Raw genomic sequence first — 17,142 nt, 5'->3', positions numbered from 1 at the left:
ACTTCCCTTCCCCCAAAAGATACATTCATTATTTTACTTCAAGCTAAATTCAATATAATGAACGTTGGCAACATTTTCAATATGAGATAGATCAACTTCTTTCCCATTGACCAATAAGGTAATTGCTTTTGTATTCCCAAATTTAAAGCGGACCTGTTTATTTTCTGTCACATCCCAGGTTTTCTGATCTCCTTGGGCTAGTTCCGTAGTATCAATCGTACTGTTTTTGGCGACATCTGTCAGACTATACCAAATGCGTCCATCAGAAGCCCGTAATGTGATTTCCATTTTATTTGCTTCTATAAGTTCATAGCTTGTCTTTCTTGCTGTATTTTCCACCATGGTTAAAGTTTCTGTAGTCGCAGGTGTAGATTCCTCTGTCTTTTCCTCAGAGTCTGCATGATCCGTATCAGTGTCTTCTGGTTTAGAATTCTCAGATTCTGCTGGCGGTGTCTGCGGTTGCTGTCCTTCTGGTCCATAATTCGTTGCAATTGGAGGGACAGCTGGATCTTGGTCTACTTGATGTTCATTCGGCTTATATTTTATGGCAGCTAAATAGAATAGCACAACAACTAAAACAATAAAAGAATACAAAACAACCCTTGAAATCCATTTTCCAATCTTTGGAGAAGTTGTTCTGACTTCCTTCGTACTTCTTTTCGTTAACGTTTCTACTGGGGCTTTCGGGACCTCTGGAAGATCTGATGAGTATTGCTCAAGAACTTCTTCGGCTCTTAAACCAATAGCTTCAGCATAGCTTTTGACAAAAGCTCTTGCGTAAAATTGACCAGGAAGTACGCCATACTCTCCATTTTCGATTGCCTCTAAGTAGCGCTTTCTAATTTTTGTAATTTCTTGAACTTGATCTAAGGTGATATTTTTTTCTTCTCTAGTTTGCCTTAGAAAGTTACCCAGGTCTGACAATAGGTTCACCTCCACTAACTAATATCAAATGATGAATAATTAGAGTTTATAATATCATATGAGATCTCTTCATCTGCATCATTCCGCAGTTCAATAATATAATCGAAATCATCTATTGTATATTCAGTTTCACGGACAAAAATGTCTGGATGTTCAATTACTTTTGTTGCAGGAAGCCTTAAAATTTCACGAATAAGAGAATGGTGTTTCTCTGTAGCTCTTAATGTAGATACAATACCATCTAGAATAAACACATGGTCCGAGGAAAGTTCATCCTCTGCCATTTGATTTCGCACTGTTTGACGCAATAAAGTGGATGAAACAAAAGACCACCTCTTATTAGCACATACACTAGAAGCAACAATGGATTCTGTTTTCCCCACCCTTGGCATTCCTCTTATTCCAATTAGTTGATGTCCTTCCTTTTTAAATATCTCTGCTAGAAAATCAACTAAAATGCCTAGTTCATTACGTACAAAGCGAAAGATTTTCTTTTCATCTTGATCTCTTTCAATATACCTACCATGGCGAATCGCCAAACGATCTCTAAGCTTTGGATGTCGAATTTTGGTTACCGTGATATTATTAACTCGCTCTAGTAAATTTTGCAGTAATGAAATTCTTTCTTCATCATCACTTTCTAAAAGCATTCCTCTTCTATTATGATCTACACCATTGATCGTAATGATATTGATCTGAAGCATTCCTAATAAAGAAGATATATCCCCTAATAAGCCTGGGCGATTTTTATGTATTTGATACTCTAAATACCATTCTTTCCTAGCAGAATCTTGCAACTCTTGAATAGACATTAAATAGCTCCTCTCCGTACAGTATTCTCTATATCGACACTATTCTACATGAAATCAAATCTTCCTGCTACGTAATTCACTTTCTATATAAATTAATATAAGGCTAAGTGACAATTCTGGCTAGTGAGGGAAAACGCCCTTTCATGTGAAAGAGCGTTTTTTTATTTATAGCTGATTTGATCCTTCATTTTGAACAAGCTTGACCATTAAATTAGCTAAAACATGCTGCTCCTGCTCAGAGCCTCTCTCCCATAATTCTTTCAATAGGCGTTCTTCATTGTTTTTAGGTTCCACCTGTGCAGAAAGATAGTCCCCAATCTGATAAGCCAATTCATTAACTGTTCTTGAATCCATTCCTTCTTCTTGTCCTTGGTGTAAACGATCGGCAAGGAAATCCTTCCATTGATCAAAATTATCTAATACAGACATAACAGATCCTCCTTATTAATTGATGGATATTTAATATCCTTCAGATTTAATATGGATGAGTCAAGCGGAATTTATTCACATCTATGTTGAGTTTTTCTTAAGTATACCATCCGCCATTCACTCGTAAGACTTGGCCTGTCATGTATCCACTATCTTCTGTGACTAAAAAATGAACAGCATGAGCCACCTCTTCAGGCTGCCCATCCGCCCCATTGGAATTTCATCATAAAGCCGTTCAAGATCCTCAACCTCAAATTGCTTCATCATTGGCGTATCAATCACTCCAGGTGAAACGGCATTCACGCAGATGTTAGAAGGAGCTAGCTCTTTGGCCAAGGATTTAGTTAAAGAGATTAGCCCTCCTTTGACCATTGAATACAGGCTTTCACAAGAGGCTCCAGTTTCTCCCCAAATCGAGGTAATAAAGATCACTCTTCCCCATTTACGATGAAGCATGGAAGGGAGCAGCCGCTGTGTTAACTGAAATGGGGCTGTGAGGTTCATATGAATCATTTCATTGTATTCCTCTTCAGAGATATCTGTAAACAATCCATATTGTGTTCTGCCCGCATTATGAATCAATACATCTGGAAAATAGGGGCAGTTTTGTAATACTTGCTGTATCCCTTCTGGTTGGCTTAGGTCCGCCTGAATAAGAGTAATCGGATTCCCATAAGCAAGAGTAAGCTCTTGCGCTAATTCTTCAGCCTTCTCTCTATTTTGGTGGTAATGAAGGATAAGCGAATATCTTTCTTGTGCAAGCTTCTTAGCTATCGCTCTTCCTATACCACCCGAGGCTCCTGTAATTAATGCTTTGCGTGACAACGTGATCTCTCCTCTATAGCTGTGATTCTTCAGCACTCATTATCTAACAATACAAATAGCGAATTGTTCTTTTTTGAAATGCCCTTGTAGGCGTTGCTCTACTTCTTCAAATGTCAAACGCTCCAAAGTTGGAAGAACCTCAAACAAATTCAACTGATTAAATTGATATCTTGTAAATTGATTCGCTATATATTCCGGTGAGTTTAAATATTTGAGAAATGAGCCTATTTTCTTTTTTCTGCTACGCTCAAAGTCATCTCGATTCAGCCCGGTACGTTGAATCTCTGCTATATAGGTTTGGACTCTTTCACTCAGAAGCTCGGGATTCTTTGTGTTTCCACCTATGATAGAAAACCCATAGCTTTTTTCTAGATTATAATCAGCGCCGAAGGAATCATCAATCAAGCCCTCTTCTAATAAGCTTTGATAAAAGCTTGAGCTAGGTCCTACTAGCATGTCTAGAAGTAAGCTAGTGGCCAGTTCCTGTTTCATCATCTCAGCTCCCTCTAATCCAAGGCTGATTTCCTTGTAGCCCATCATACATTTGGGAACTCCAACGGAGAGGGATAGCTCCTTTTTCGGTTCTGCAACCGTGGAAGGCTCCTCTTCAAAAAGGCGCTTGATCTCGGGAAGGTCATGATATTCTTTTTTGCTTTGGTTCTCTCGTACAAGCTCAAAAATCTTTTCTGGTTCCACTGCTCCCACAACAAAAAGAAGCATATTACTTGGATGGTAAAAAGTATGGTAACAAGTATAGAGCATCTCTTTTGTGATTTGATAGATCGACTCCACTGTTCCCGCAATATCGATTTTTACAGGATGGCGATGAAATAGGGCACTAATAAAGCCAAAATAAGCTCTCCAATCAGGATTATCATCATACATCTTGATCTCCTGTTCTATAATGCCTTTTTCCTTTTCCACATTCTCATCTGTAAAATAAGGTCTTTGAACAAAATCCAACAAAGTGATGAGGTTTTTATGAACATGATCTGTTGTCGTAAATAAATACGCTGTTCGATCAAAACTAGTGAATGCATTCACTTGAGCACCATACTTGCTAAACTCATGAAATACATCTCCCGTTTCTTCCTCAAACATCTTATGCTCTAAGAAATGAGCGATGCCATCAGGGACTTTGTTTTCCTCAGCACCGGGAGGAATGAAATGATTGTCAATCGAACCATATTTAGTCGTAAAGGTAGCATAGGTCTTATGAAATCCTTGCTTTGGCAGCACATAGACATCTAAGCCATTACTTAATTTCTCATAATAAATCTTTTCTTTTAATTGCTGAAATTCAAGTATTTGGATGCTCATTGGTGTGCTCCCTCCTCTACTGTATGCTCGTTGGTGAGAAAATAGATCGTATCTATTTCAATTTTTTGAGCGACCTGTTGTACCTGCTCTTTTGTCACGGCTTGTATGGCCTGAATCACTTCTTCTGTTTTACGCTTAACCCCTCCAACAATACCGTGATAATATCTCTCCATTAATTGGACGGGCAAATCATTAGATTCTTTCATTTGATTAATAATAACGGCTTTTGTTTGATCTATTTCTTCATCAGAAATCGTTCCAGCGACCATTTCAGCTAATTGCTTTTTAATAATCTCCACTGTTTTTTCATATTTATCTGGTTCAATACCGGACATAATCATCATAAATCCTTTATGGCTTTCAATGCTTGAGTTCACATAATAAGCAAGGGATTCCTTTTCACGTACATTGCGAAATAGCTTGGAGTGAGCATAGCCTCCGAAAATCCCATTACAGACAACAAGGGGGATATAATCACCCGATTGATAAGAAACGTTGGTACGGCAACCTATATGCAATTTTCCTTGCGTAATTTTTGTCTTTTCCACTACCACTTTTTCTTCTTTTCTACCCACTTCAACCTGCGTAGTAGGGATATCTAGAACTTCATTCCGATTTTCGAGGCGGAAGTATTTATTTAAGACATTCTCAACCTCTTCTTTGGTGACATCTCCCACAATAAATAGGTCCATCGGGTGGGACTGAAGCATTTTTTGATAGTAATCATATAAATCCGTACGGTTCATATTCTTGATTTGCTCCTCGGAGCCATTGGCAAATAAACGGAATCTTTCTCCTTGAAACATTTCCTCCGTACATCTTTTGTTGGCATAACGAATTTTATCATCAATGATTTGAGCTAATTTGCGTTGCAATAAATCTTTTTCTAGCTCTACATATTTAGAAACAAAGCCGCCTTCTTCCAAAGCAGGTTTAAAAATAATCTGGCTTAATAACTCCATCGCTTTTTCAAATAATGGAGTTTGATCTGATAGATACTTCTCATTAGGTACATCCAAGCGAAAGACGATCACTTGATCCTCTCCTCTTTTCATTACATCAGATTGTAATGAGGCTCCATAGAGTTGATCTAGCTCCTGCCTTATTAATTGAGCAGTTGGGTTATTTTTCGGTTCCTCTTCTCAGAACTGATGGAAGAAGTGCTACTTTCGTGTGATGTTCTTCCTCAATAGGTTGCCTTATGTAGAAGCCGATTTGATTCGTCTTATATTTTTGGGTCGAACATAAATGAACAGGTAATTGATTCAATATAAATGATTGAAATTCAGAATAGTGTTGGTCCATCCTCCGACTCACTTCCTTTCTTATGAGCTATTAAATTTACGTATTCATATAGTTTATTCAACTACTATGTATTGTAACCATTTCTTAGTAAAAAAAGCAAAAAAATCACCTCTCCACTTTTCGTTCTTGTGATCTAGTGGGATAAGGTGATTTCCATTCTAGGATGCTTGATGGATGAAACGATTATCTCTTCATTCTCTTTTTTGTCACGTAGTCAGTTTCGTAATACATAAGATCATCTCTTAACTCTTCAAATACCTTAGATAGATCTAACGTTAGTTTTTTTAAATCTGGATTTGTTTCGTATTTAAAAATAATAGCATCTCGACCTGTATAGGAATGGCGCCCATCTTCTTCATAAGATTCATTTTGAGGGTAAAAAAACTGATTAACACATGAATGATAAGCCTGGTATAGAGATTCTTCAGCAAACTCCGTATTAAATTGAGCTCGACGTAAAGCGACTCCAATCTTTTCAAATGTGTTCTCACAATTCACAAGCAAGTGTCTGAGATCTTGTAGATATCCCTTATAATATTCTTCTACTTTGTCGTCTGCATCGCTATTTTGATCCATAAGTGATTGTAGCGTGACCTGATTCAAGTATTGCTCGATTTGGGCAGAAATTTTTTTTAGTAAAGTATGAGTACGTTCACATGTTTCTTTCAATTGAAATCTGGGCATGGGATTGATCTCCTCCGTAGGTAATATATATTTACATTCACACCTCATAAATTATAATACCATATTTTTTTATGAGATATTACTTTCTTCTTTTGAAACTAAAACATCTCTAGGCTTGCTTCCTTCATAAGGTCCCACAATTCCATTTTCCTCCATCGCATCAATCAAACGCGCCGCTCTCGTATAGCCAATTCGAAACCTTCTTTGGAGCATGGAAACGGATGCTGTCCCTTGATGCACAACAAGTTCAACCGCCTCCTGATATAGATCGTCAACAATATCAGATTTTTTTCCTACTTCTTCAATTTCATGGACAATCATTTCATCTTGATATTTTGCCTTTTGTTGCTCGATACAATAACTAACTATTTGTTCAACCTCATCATCCGATACAAATGCCCCTTGCACCCGTTGAGGCTTAGAAGCTCCCACTGGTAAGAAAAGCATGTCTCCTCTTCCCAATAGCTTCTCTGCTCCACCCATATCAAGAATGGTTCTGGAATCCGCTTGAGATGAAACACCAAAGGCAATTCGAGAAGGAATATTCGCCTTAATCACTCCTGTGATAACATCAACAGAAGGACGTTGAGTGGCAATAATGAGGTGAATTCCAGCCGCTCTAGCCATCTGAGCTAAACGACAGATCGCATCCTCAACATCGCCTGGAGCAACCATCATTAAGTCAGCTAGCTCATCCACAATAACGACAATAAACGGCAGCAGAGGTTTTTTCGCTTCAGGCTGAAGCAGGTTTTCTCTCTGGATTAAGTCGTTGTATCCCTCAATATTTCTGGTTCCGCTCTGAGAAAAAATCTCGTATCTTCTCTCCATTTCAGATACCACTTTTTTCAGAGCAATAGAGGCTTTCCTTGAGTCAGTGACAACGGGAGCTAATAAGTGCGGAATCCCATTGTATACATTCAGTTCAACCATTTTAGGATCAATCATCATGAGCTTGACTTCATGTGGCTTTGCTTTGTACAGTATACTGGCAATAATCCCATTAATACATACACTTTTCCCGCTTCCTGTTGCACCAGCAACCAATAGATGTGGCATTTTATTTAGTTGAGCCACGATGGGTTCACCAGAAATGTCACGACCCAAAGCAATACTAAGTTTAGAGTCTGATTCATGGTATCGTGAGCTTTCGAGAACCTCTCGTAATGAAACCATTGATACATCTTCGTTAGGCACTTCAATTCCTATGGCTGATTTCCCTGGAATTGGCGCTTCAATACGGATCCCTTTCGCTGCCAAGGCTAAGGCAATATCATCCGTCAGATTAACAATACGACTCACCTTAACTCCTACATCTGGATACACTTCATAACGAGTCACAGCTGGACCGCGATGAACATCAGTAACCTTAGCCTGTACCCCAAAGCTATGCAATGTCTGCTCTAATTTCTTTGCCGTACTTAATAGATCCTTCTTCTCCGTCATTGTTTTTCGTGATGGTTTATGTAATAAAGAGTAGGCAGGTAACTGATAATGCTCTTCCTCTACGTCATCCGTGAGTTCACCATGCATCGCCTCTACCAACAACGTTTCATCCAATTTACTCTCTTCCATCTCTTCCTGCTGCTTACCTTGCTCTAGCTCAGGAAATTGTATTTGACCCTGGCTATAGGCAACCTCGGTAAAATCGTGAATCACTAATGGTTTAGGGGGACTAGCAGATTTAATATTTTGGTCACTTACAGGAACCTCTGTATGACCAATACCTTGTTCGTCAGAGCCTTGTATGTCATTCGAGGATAGGTTCGCCCCCTTTTGCACCTGCTTTGCCTCCTGTGGCTGTTGAGAGCTCGTGTTGTTTTGTGTTTCTCCCTCAGTATCTTTTTTCTCCTCTTCTATCATCTTCTTATACTGTTTTCTCTTGTTCTTTCCCCATTGAACAATGGCAAGGCATCTCTCTTTGCAGGCGAGGATCATATCCGTATAAGATTTTCCTGTGATGAGTAAAAGTCCTATAAGAATAAGAAAGAAAACAATGATTTTAGAGCCCATTGTATCGAATAAAAGATTGAGTCCACTATAAAATAGAGCTCCAACCATTCCGCCTCCTAAATCAACAATAGGGGCCTCAGCCGAAAGGTCTGCTTTATATAGTTCCCACGTCAATCCAAGTATGGATTGGTCTGCAAATCTTCCATCCGCCGTGATTGCCTGTACCAAGCTAATATGGCTTAGAATCAGAATAGCGCTGCAAATGATCAGGATTCCTGATTGACGGAAGCTCCATATCTTTGGCCATGTTCTTTTGATCATGATAAAAACAGCAATACCTAACATATATAATGGAATAATAAAGTCCCATGATCCTGCAAAGAAACGAAAAATACTACGAAAGGCTTGCCCCACAGCACCCGGCTGAACCAGAGCAATAATCGATAATGCTAAAAAAGTTAGACCATACAGTTCAAAGATAAGAGTTCGCTTAAAGGTTGTTGCTGCTTTTGACTTCTTCTGAGATCTTCTTCGACTCAATCATTTCACCTCCACTTTGTTTATTCCAATAAGAAAAGCTTCTATCGAAGCCCTTTCGAAGATGTCATGTCGTCCGGGCCTTCTTTAAAGGAAGCTTTCACAGTAACTAATAAGTTTTTTTGCTCAGAGAAAAAATAGCCAACTCTTATATTGGCTATTTTCCTCATAGTATAGCATATAATGATGAGTTTGGACTAGTTCTCTAATGGCTCGCTCGAAAATGAATCACTGTCCCTGGTGAGTATGAGGAATGAAGATAGTCTTGAGGATTACAACTCAATAGACGAACAATTTTACCTTGATATGGTCCCACAGGTTCTATCAGCATGTTAATCCCTTCGTGTTCAATTTCTTCATACACGGGATTAAAATCATCATAACCAGCTAAAACAAGCTCTAAAGGAATAGCCGAATACATGATCATTGTAACACCCCATCATCATTTAGATTTCCTTTCTCTTTATGTTCTGCAATTAATTCATTTAATTTTTTTATTCCATTTCCAAGTCCGCCCACTTCATTGATTAAACCAAATTTAACAGCATCCATTCCGACAACATTTGAACCGATGTCTCTTGCCAAATCTCCTGTTTTGAACATTAAATTCTTAAAGTCCTCATCCGAAATGTTAGAGTGCCTTGTCACAAAACTGACCACTCTCTCTTGCATTTTATCTAAATACTCAAACGTTTGAGGAACCCCAATGACAAGACCCGTCAATCGAACGGATGAATGGTCATTGTAGCCGTTTCAGCAATAAAAGAATAGTCGGCAGCAACAGCGATCGGAACTCCAATACTATGTCCGCCTCCCAAAACAATGGCTACACTCGGTTTAGATAATGTAGAAATCATCTCAGCTATAGCTAGCCCAGCCTCAACATCTCCACCTACAGTATTTAAGATAATAAGAACTCCTTCAATTTTAGGGTTTTGTTCAGCAGCTACCAATTGTGGAATGACATGTTCATACTTTGTCGTTTTATTTTGAGGTGGGAGCTGTAAATGCCCTTCAATTTGGCCTATGATTGTTAAGCAGTGAATGGAGCTTTCCATCGTTGGAACGTTTGTGGTTCCAAGATGCTGGATTTTTTCCATTACTCCGCCAGGTTTCACCCCTTTCTCTTGAGGGGCTACTTCAGGTGCTGGATTCTGTTTTTCCAAAGTACATTCCTCCTTTTCTACCTCTTATTATCTGTAGGTGGATAAAAACCATACAAAGAAAAAACTGAATTGACCTTCATTTTAATGAAAAAAATAAAGAAAAAAGGTCATATCTCAGAATAAACTAAGATACGACCTTCAAAAAATCCTTGAATGGCTTATGCTTCCATAATAATCGGTAAAATCATTGGTCTTCTTCTGGTCTGATCATAAAGAAATCTTCCAAGTTCTTCACGTACACTTGTTTTCAATGTAGACCATTCACTGTTGTTTTCACTCATACAACGACTCAGAGTAGATGTGACCAGCTTAATGGCTTCATCGACTAGCTCCTCAGACTCCCTAACATACACAAAACCTCTAGAAATGATATCAGGGCCAGAAATAATCGTTCCATTTTGTTTGCTTAGGGTAACTACAACCACTAAAATGCCATCTTGAGATAATAACTTACGATCACGAAGGACGATATTTCCTACATCGCCTACCCCTAAACCATCAATAAGGACATTTCCTGCCGGAATCTTCGCTCCTATTCTAGCCTGCCCCTGACTAATTTCAACGACATCGCCATTATCAATTAACAAGATATTCTCAGGATTAACTCCTGTCGCTTCAGCTAGCTTACCATGCTGACGAAGCATTCGATATTCGCCGTGGATTGGGATAAAGAATTTCGGCTTCATCAGGTTCAGCATCAGCTTAAGCTCCTCCTGACTTCCATGTCCAGATACATGCACATTTTCATCACCATAGATGACATGCGCCCCTGCTTTAAACAGCTGGTCAATCGTTCTCGAAACCAGTTTTTCATTTCCTGGAATTGGAGTAGCCGCAAAAATAACGGTATCTCCTGGTAAGATCTCCACTTGACGATGAGTGGAACGAGCCATTTTGGTTAAAGCACTCATTGGTTCGCCCTGACTCCCAGTGGAAAGAATGCATATTTTTTCTGCATCAAGCTTATTAATTTGGTCAGGTTCAATAATAAGGTCAGGCGCTCCATGTAAGTAACCTAAATCCATGGCAATACGCACAACATTAGCCATACTTCTTCCGACAATCGCTATTTTTCTGCCATATTCCAATGCGGCATCAAATACATTTTGAATACGATGAATATTCGAAGCAAATGTAGCTACAATAATTCTTCCATTGGCTTTGCGAAAATGTTCAGAGATCGTACGTCCAACCTCTTTTTCTGACCTTGTATAACCAGGTCTTTCAGCGTTTGTGCTATCAGAAAGTAAGGCTAAAACCCCTTTTGCACCCATCTCAGCCATCTTTCCAAGATCAGCTAATTCATCATTAATGGGGGTGTAATCAAACTTGAAATCTCCAGTATGTACGATTAATCCTTCTGGTGTATCAAGGCATACTCCTACTGCATCAGGGATACTATGATTCGTACTGTAGAATGATACCCTAAAGCTGCCAAACTTAAGTCTGCTGTTGGAATGAATGAGGATGCGTTTGGTTTGGTTTAATAAATTGGCTTCTTTAAGTTTTTCTTCAATAATTCCTAAAGTTAATTTGGTGGCATAGATCGGAACATTAAGATGTTTTAACACATAAGGTAGTCCACCTATATGATCTTCATGTCCATGTGTGATGATAATAGCTCGCACACGATCTTTATTTTCGACTAAGTAAGTAATATCTGGAATGACAATATCAATTCCTAACATGTCTTCTTCTGGAAATTTAAGACCAGCATCAATAACAATAATGTCTTGATCGTACTCTACTACATACATATTTTTACCAATTTCGCCCACGCCGCCCAAGGCAAAAATGTTTAATTTTGGTTGGTTTTGTTTAGACAATTGAATACTTCCTCCTATGTTCTGTAAAATAATCATTCATTTAACCGCACCATTCCACTTCTACATATTATACATGATGAAATTTAAGAAAGACAAGTTTATTGTTAGATGAGAATTCGACATTTCACTATGTTTTATTTTTTGTAATCGACCAAAAAATATCCACTCAAAAAATGAAAAAAGCCCCCATTCCCTGCTATGGAAGCTTTTTCACTAGAATTTGAACTTTTTCATTTATAAAAATGCCTGTAAAACGTTCTTTTCTTCCTCTTCTGTTAATGAAACCATCGGAAGTCGAACAGGTCCAGTTTCTATCCCAATATGTGATAATACTCTTTTTACTGGCACTGGTGAAGGTGCCGAAAATAAAGCCTTGCATTTTGGATATAGTGTTTGGTGAAGGTGACTGGCTTCATCTACTTTCCCTTCAAGGAATAGTGTAATCATTTCCTTCATTTCACTTCCTATCACATGTGAGGACACGCTTACGATCCCATGACCCCCAATAGATAAAATAGGCAGCGTTAAATTATCATCCCACTATATACAATGAAGTCATCAGGCGTGTTGCGAATGATCTCCGTAATCTGTCCCAAGTCACCGCTCGCTTCTTTCATCATTTTTATATTAGGGATTGTAGCTAAACGACTCACCGTTTCGGCTGTCATATTCACAGCTGAGCGGCCTGGAATATTATATAACATAATCGGGAGTGATGTACTCTCTGCTATGGTTTTAACATGTTGAAATAGTCCTTCCTGGCTAGGACGGTTGTAATATGGATTGACAAGCATAATCCCGTCAACTCCAGCTTCTTCAGCTTGTTTAGTAAGAACAACAGACTCTGCCGTGTTGTTCGATCCTGTACCTGCAATTACTTTAACTCTTCCCTTAGCAACAGCTACAGAATGCTTAAACAGCTCGATTTTTTCCTCTTTACTGAGTGTCGGAGATTCACCTGTCGTGCCAGCAACGACAAGGGACTCTGTTCCTGTTTGAATTAAATGTTCAATCACTTTGGTTTGTCTGGCTAAATCTAACTTCTGATTAGCATCAAATGCTGTAACCATGGCTGTTAATAATCGACCAAAACCCACTTGAAATTCCCCTTTCATGTACTAACATCACTGATAGCTTACATTAAACCTGATTGATTTTATGCAGACCAAATTTGTGATGTAAAGCTCTGACAGCTCTGACCATATCCTCTTCTTTGACTAGAACCCAGATGGTTGAATGAGAATCAGCAGATTGTAGAATATGAATATCTTCCGAGGTCAAAGCTTCTACAATATGTGCCATAACACCTGGCACTCCTGCCATCCCTGCTCCTACAGTAGACACTTTAGCGCAGTGACGTTGTACAATAGGAGTATATCCCATAGACTCCAAAATCTCAATAGCTTTGTTCGCTACTTCATCAAATACGGTATAAGCAACACCAAGTGGATTCACATTAATAAAGTCAACACTAATTTTATTCTCAGCCATCGACTTGAATACTTTCAACTGAAGATCGTATTCTCCTTCTTTAGCCATCACTTTAATTTGTGTTAAATGTGGTACTTGGGCTATCCCTGTAATCAATCGATCATTTACCTTCCCTTCAAATTCAATATGTTGAAGGGAAGTGATGAGTGTACCTGCATCATCAGACATTGTTGAACGAACTCGAATCGGTATTTGATGTTGCATCGCAATTTCCACAGCTCGAGGATGAATAACTTTGGCACCTTGATGAGCTAAATTACATATTTCGTTATACGTAACGGATTGCAAATGTGTAGCATCTTCAACAATCCTTGGATCTGCTGTCATGACTCCATTTACATCAGTAAAAATATCTACATATTCTGCATTTAGCACAGCTCCAAGTGCCGTAGCGGACGTATCGCTTCCCCCACGACCCAAGGTGGTCATTTCCCCATCTACTGTTACTCCTTGAAATCCACAAACAACAACCACTCTGTTATTTTTCAGTTGGCTTACTATATTTGTTGGATCAATAGATAAGATTTGTGACTGACCATATTCATCATTCGTTAAGATGCCAGCATTTTTTCCTGTAAAGGCTACAGCAGAGATTCCTTCTGTATTCAATAAACTAGTAAAGATGGTACTCGAAATAATTTCACCACAACTAACCAGGAGATCTTGTTCTCTTGGTGAAATAGCATTTCCATTCTCCTTTAGGAGCTGAAGCAGTGAATCTGTAGCATATGGCTCTCCTTGTCTGCCCATGGCGGAAACCACCACAACAACATGATACCCTTCCCCTAATGCCTTTTTGATATGGTGAATCGCTTTTGAACGTGTTTCCTCACTTCTTAGTGAGGTCCCACCAAACTTTTGAACAACGATTTTCATTCGATCAACTCACTCCATCTATAAATAATCAGATTACAATCCCTCAATGAATTTCTCTGCAATCTGAACACTGTTCCATGCAGCACCTTTTAATAGATTGTCAGATACAACCCACATATGAAGACCTTTAGGATTGTTAAGATCCTTACGTAGACGCCCTACAAAAACCTCAGGTCTACCTGATGCTCGAGTCGCAAGTGGATAATGCTGTTCTGCTGGGTTATCCTCTAAGATCACTCCAGGTGCTTCTGATAATAGCTTTCTTACTTCATCTAGATTTACTTCTTGCTCTAATTCAATATATATTGATTCCGAATGTCCTGTTAAGACAGGGATTCTTACGCATGTTGTGGCAATCTCCAAGCTTTGATCATGCATTATTTTCTTCGTTTCATTGATCATTTTCATTTCTTCCAAGGTAAATCCATTTTCTTGAAACACATCGATTTGTGGAATGGCATTAAAAGCGATTTGATGTTTCTTCTCAAGAGAACCAACCGGTAATATTTCTGGAGTGAACTCTTCCTTATTAATGACTGCTTTTGTTTGTCTGACAAGCTCATCCATGGCTACATTCCCAGCACCAGAAACAGCTTGGTACGTCGAAACAATAATCTTTTTTAAGCCATAACGATCTTTTAGCGGTTTTAATGCTACAACCATTTGAATGGTTGAGCAGTTAGGATTGGAAATAACCCCTTTATGCAAGGCGATATCTTCAGGATTCACTTCTGGTACGACAAGTGGCACTCCCTCTTCCATTCTAAATGCGTTGGTATTGTCTATTACGACCGCACCTCTTTTCACTGCTTCTGGAGCTAGCTTCTTACTGATACTTCCTCCTGCACTAAATAAAGCAATCTCAACGCCTTCGAAAGCTTCTGGAGTCGCTTCCTTGATGGTGATGTTTTCCCCTTTAAATTCAATCGTTTGACCAGCAGAACGCGCAGATGCTAAAAGAGATAACTCTCCTATTGGAAAATTACGCTCTGATAATGTGTTCAGCATTTGTTGACCTACAGCTCCCGTTGCTCCAACAACAGCAACATGAAATGTTTTTTGACTCATGTTAAGACCCCTTCCCAAATCAAGTAGATAAATTATTATTTCATTTTACTGCATATATCTATATTTTTCTACTATCATTGGCTGAAGTTGTCGACCTTCTAAGGCATTTTCGCAGGTTTCTTTAATTAACTCCATTCTTGCCACAAGCGAATTTGGCTTTTTATCTGGAGCATCTTGACCAAATGGGACAAAATAAATATTTTTTGCTGACATCAGCTTCGCTACATTGGCTGCATTTAATCCAAGTCCATCATTGGTGGAAATAGCCAAAACAACCGGCTTTAGATTGCGCATCTGTGCTTTGGCTGCCATAAGAACCGGACTGTCTGTAAGTGCATTTGCCAGCTTGGAGGTCGAATTCCCTGTCATGGGTGCGATCAACATAACATCTAATAGTTTAGAAGGACCTAATGGTTCTGCCTTGACGAGCGAATCGATAATCTCTTCTCCTGTAATTTCTTTGATTTTTGCTACCCAATCATCAGCTTTCCCAAATTTTGTGTCTGTGGTAAGCAGTGTGTGAGTGACAATCGGAATGACCCTTGCTCCAGCATCCTTTAACTTTTGCATCTCTGGCATCACTTCTTCAAATGTACAATGTGATCCCGTTAATCCGAACCCAATCGTTTTTCCCTGTAGCTTCATGATGTTTCCTCCTGGTTGCTTTTTTGATCCATTATCAATTGAGTAACCACGTTAGCAAGAATCCTCCCTGCTGATTTAGGAGCAACAATCCCGGGTAATCCCGGTGCAAGCAATGCTTTAATTCCTCTTTTTTCAGCAAAGCGAAAATCTGTCCCTCCTGGCTTTGAGGCAAGATCTATAATTAAAGCATTCGAAGGCATGTTAGCCATCACTTGAGCTGTTACTATTTGTTTTGGAATTGTATTGTATAGAATGTCACAATCATCGACATGAGCCTTTAATTCATTAAGGTGAAAAGGAACCAAGCCCATTTCATAGATCCGTGCTAAATGCTCTGGTTTTCTCGCCCCTACTCTAACATGTGCACCTAGACAATGCATCGTCCTTGCTAATGTCATACCTACTCTTCCAAGCCCTAGAACAATGACATTCGAGCCATGGATAGTGATATCCGTATTCTGAATAGCCATCATGATAGCCCCTTCTATTGTAGGGATGGAATTATAAATGGCTACATCATCCCGATCTAGGAGTTGGACCAATGAAATGTTGCTTTCTTCTGCTAGCTTTCGAAGATAGGAATTAGCCATCCCTGTATAAATGATGGCGTCTTTCGGTAATTGTTCAACATGCTCTAGTTTTAATTCTATCTTCTGATCAGAAAAGATGCCCTCCACCAATCCTTCCTCACTCGTTCCTACAATTGGAAGGATTAAGGCATTCACATCCTTTAAAATTTCTGGTGTCAACTGTTCTTTCGAAGCACCAGTGAATTCACTTTGTAATTGATTAAAGCCTATAAGTGAAATAGTGGCATCTAATTCACTGCATTTTTTTATCACTTCTATTTGTCGGGCATCACCCCCGATGAAGGCAATATGAACTCCTGTTAACATCGTATTCGTTGCTCCTTTCTTTCTGGCATGAGCAATGTAATCTGCTGAAAATGTTCTATATCTACCCTCATCGTATGACAAATGACTAGATAAAGTGCAAAAAACGAATGTTTTTTTATTCTCGAACTCTCTCTCTTTGTCTTAGCTCAATGATCATCATTTCTGGACCTATTTTTCGGATAGCATGCCAAGGAATAATGAGAGCCTCTCTTTTCTTTTTGACCCCTAAAAAAGAGGTTGAAGGCAAGATCATTGATTCAATACTCCCTGTATGCTCATTAATCACTAAATCTGATTGTCCTACCATTCCCATTCGTTCACCATGCTCTAAATCAATAATTTCTTTTCCACTTAATTGACTTAATCTCATGAAATCTTCCTCCTC

The 17,142-nt window shown here is 39.0% G+C and carries 15 protein-coding genes and 3 pseudogenes; all 18 read right to left on the bottom strand.

The genetic code is table 11. From position 1 onward, the window contains the following. Positions 1-33: 33 nt before the first annotated feature. The 18 genes and pseudogenes from JCM10596_RS28235 to JCM10596_RS19095 all read right to left on the bottom strand — a co-directional run bounded on the left by JCM10596_RS28235 (position 34) and on the right by JCM10596_RS19095 (position 17,127). A complete protein-coding gene (locus tag JCM10596_RS28235) occupies positions 34-924 on the bottom strand; it encodes a helix-turn-helix domain-containing protein (protein WP_025028514.1) in 891 nt (296 codons plus the stop codon). Positions 925-938: 14 nt separating this feature from the next. Then, a complete protein-coding gene (locus JCM10596_RS19170) occupies positions 939-1,736 on the bottom strand; it encodes a YmfK family protein (RefSeq protein ID WP_025028513.1) in 798 nt (265 codons plus the stop codon). Positions 1,737-1,901: 165 nt separating this feature from the next. After that, positions 1,902-2,165: a DUF3243 domain-containing protein gene (locus JCM10596_RS19165; protein ID WP_025028512.1), complete on the bottom strand. Its 264-nt coding sequence runs from the start codon at positions 2,163-2,165 to the stop codon at positions 1,902-1,904. Between the two features lie 97 nt (positions 2,166-2,262). Then, positions 2,263-2,990, bottom strand: a pseudogene (gene ymfI / locus JCM10596_RS26520) (elongation factor P 5-aminopentanone reductase). Positions 2,991-3,029: 39 nt separating this feature from the next. After that, positions 3,030-4,304, bottom strand: coding sequence for an EF-P 5-aminopentanol modification-associated protein YfmH (gene yfmH / locus JCM10596_RS19155; RefSeq protein WP_025028511.1), 1,275 nt, complete (start codon positions 4,302-4,304; stop codon positions 3,030-3,032). Positions 4,305-4,306: 2 nt separating this feature from the next. Then, complete coding sequence (gene yfmF, locus JCM10596_RS26515) at positions 4,307-5,416, bottom strand: EF-P 5-aminopentanol modification-associated protein YfmF (protein ID WP_439644868.1); 1,110 nt, start codon at positions 5,414-5,416, stop codon at positions 4,307-4,309. Positions 5,417-5,432: 16 nt separating this feature from the next. After that, positions 5,433-5,615, bottom strand: coding sequence for a hypothetical protein (locus JCM10596_RS28230; RefSeq protein ID WP_051541386.1), 183 nt, complete (start codon positions 5,613-5,615; stop codon positions 5,433-5,435). 183 nt (positions 5,616-5,798) lie between these two features. Next, positions 5,799-6,299, bottom strand: coding sequence for a DUF3907 family protein (locus tag JCM10596_RS19145; RefSeq protein WP_025028510.1), 501 nt, complete (start codon positions 6,297-6,299; stop codon positions 5,799-5,801). Positions 6,300-6,368: 69 nt separating this feature from the next. Beyond that, positions 6,369-8,792, bottom strand: a complete 2,424-nt coding sequence (locus tag JCM10596_RS19140; RefSeq protein WP_025028509.1) for a DNA translocase FtsK — start codon at positions 8,790-8,792, stop codon at positions 6,369-6,371. A gap of 202 nt (positions 8,793-8,994) precedes the next feature. Further along, on the bottom strand, positions 8,995-9,216 hold the full coding sequence (locus tag JCM10596_RS19135) for a YlzJ-like family protein (protein ID WP_025028508.1): 222 nt from the start codon (positions 9,214-9,216) through the stop codon (positions 8,995-8,997). Further along, positions 9,213-9,955 (bottom strand): annotated as a pseudogene (locus JCM10596_RS26510) (ClpP family protease). The gene JCM10596_RS19135 and the pseudogene JCM10596_RS26510 overlap by 4 nt, the downstream one beginning before the upstream one ends. A gap of 158 nt (positions 9,956-10,113) precedes the next feature. Continuing rightward, entirely contained in the window at positions 10,114-11,817 is a 1,704-nt protein-coding gene (locus JCM10596_RS19125; RefSeq protein WP_051541385.1) for a ribonuclease J, read from the bottom strand. 198 nt (positions 11,818-12,015) lie between these two features. Further along, positions 12,016-12,896 (bottom strand): annotated as a pseudogene (gene dapA, locus JCM10596_RS26505) (4-hydroxy-tetrahydrodipicolinate synthase). A 25-nt stretch (positions 12,897-12,921) separates the two neighbouring features. After that, a complete protein-coding gene (gene dapG / locus JCM10596_RS19115; RefSeq protein WP_025028506.1) occupies positions 12,922-14,148 on the bottom strand; it encodes an aspartate kinase in 1,227 nt (408 codons plus the stop codon). Positions 14,149-14,181: 33 nt separating this feature from the next. Then, entirely contained in the window at positions 14,182-15,216 is a 1,035-nt protein-coding gene (locus tag JCM10596_RS19110) for an aspartate-semialdehyde dehydrogenase (protein ID WP_025028505.1), read from the bottom strand. Between the two features lie 45 nt (positions 15,217-15,261). Next, the gene (locus tag JCM10596_RS19105; RefSeq protein ID WP_025028504.1) at positions 15,262-15,861 is read right to left on the bottom strand and encodes a dipicolinate synthase subunit B; all 600 of its coding nucleotides are present in this window, start codon (positions 15,859-15,861) and stop codon (positions 15,262-15,264) included. Then, the gene (gene dpaA, locus JCM10596_RS19100; protein ID WP_025028503.1) at positions 15,858-16,757 is read right to left on the bottom strand and encodes a dipicolinic acid synthetase subunit A; all 900 of its coding nucleotides are present in this window, start codon (positions 16,755-16,757) and stop codon (positions 15,858-15,860) included. Before dpaA ends, JCM10596_RS19105 begins: the two co-directional genes overlap by 4 nt. 115 nt (positions 16,758-16,872) lie before the next feature. Then, entirely contained in the window at positions 16,873-17,127 is a 255-nt protein-coding gene (locus JCM10596_RS19095; RefSeq protein WP_025028502.1) for a YlmC/YmxH family sporulation protein, read from the bottom strand. Between the last annotated feature and the right edge of the window lie 15 nt (positions 17,128-17,142).

The sequence above is a fragment of the Caldalkalibacillus mannanilyticus JCM 10596 genome (assembly GCF_000615945.1).
GTDB classification, from domain to species: Bacteria; Bacillota; Bacilli; order Caldalkalibacillales; family JCM-10596; genus Bacillus_AT; species Bacillus_AT mannanilyticus.
Note: the sequence above shows the minus strand (reverse complement) of the source record. Positions and strands in the feature narration are given on the sequence as shown.

Coding starts and splice junctions, on each gene's coding strand:
- JCM10596_RS19095 (WP_025028502.1), bottom strand. CDS start 17,127: ATGAGATTAAGTCAATTAAGTGGAAAAGAAATTATTGATTTAGAGCAT.
- JCM10596_RS28230 (WP_051541386.1), bottom strand. CDS start 5,615: ATGGACCAACACTATTCTGAATTTCAATCATTTATATTGAATCAATTA.
- JCM10596_RS19135 (WP_025028508.1), bottom strand. CDS start 9,216: ATGATCATGTATTCGGCTATTCCTTTAGAGCTTGTTTTAGCTGGTTAT.
- JCM10596_RS19105 (WP_025028504.1), bottom strand. CDS start 15,861: ATGAAGCTACAGGGAAAAACGATTGGGTTCGGATTAACGGGATCACAT.
- JCM10596_RS19110 (WP_025028505.1), bottom strand. CDS start 15,216: ATGAGTCAAAAAACATTTCATGTTGCTGTTGTTGGAGCAACGGGAGCT.
- JCM10596_RS19125 (WP_051541385.1), bottom strand. CDS start 11,817: ATGATTATTTTACAGAACATAGGAGGAAGTATTCAATTGTCTAAACAA.
- JCM10596_RS19170 (WP_025028513.1), bottom strand. CDS start 1,736: ATGTCTATTCAAGAGTTGCAAGATTCTGCTAGGAAAGAATGGTATTTA.
- dapG (WP_025028506.1), bottom strand. CDS start 14,148: ATGAAAATCGTTGTTCAAAAGTTTGGTGGGACCTCACTAAGAAGTGAG.
- JCM10596_RS19145 (WP_025028510.1), bottom strand. CDS start 6,299: ATGCCCAGATTTCAATTGAAAGAAACATGTGAACGTACTCATACTTTA.
- JCM10596_RS19165 (WP_025028512.1), bottom strand. CDS start 2,165: ATGTCTGTATTAGATAATTTTGATCAATGGAAGGATTTCCTTGCCGAT.
- dpaA (WP_025028503.1), bottom strand. CDS start 16,757: ATGTTAACAGGAGTTCATATTGCCTTCATCGGGGGTGATGCCCGACAA.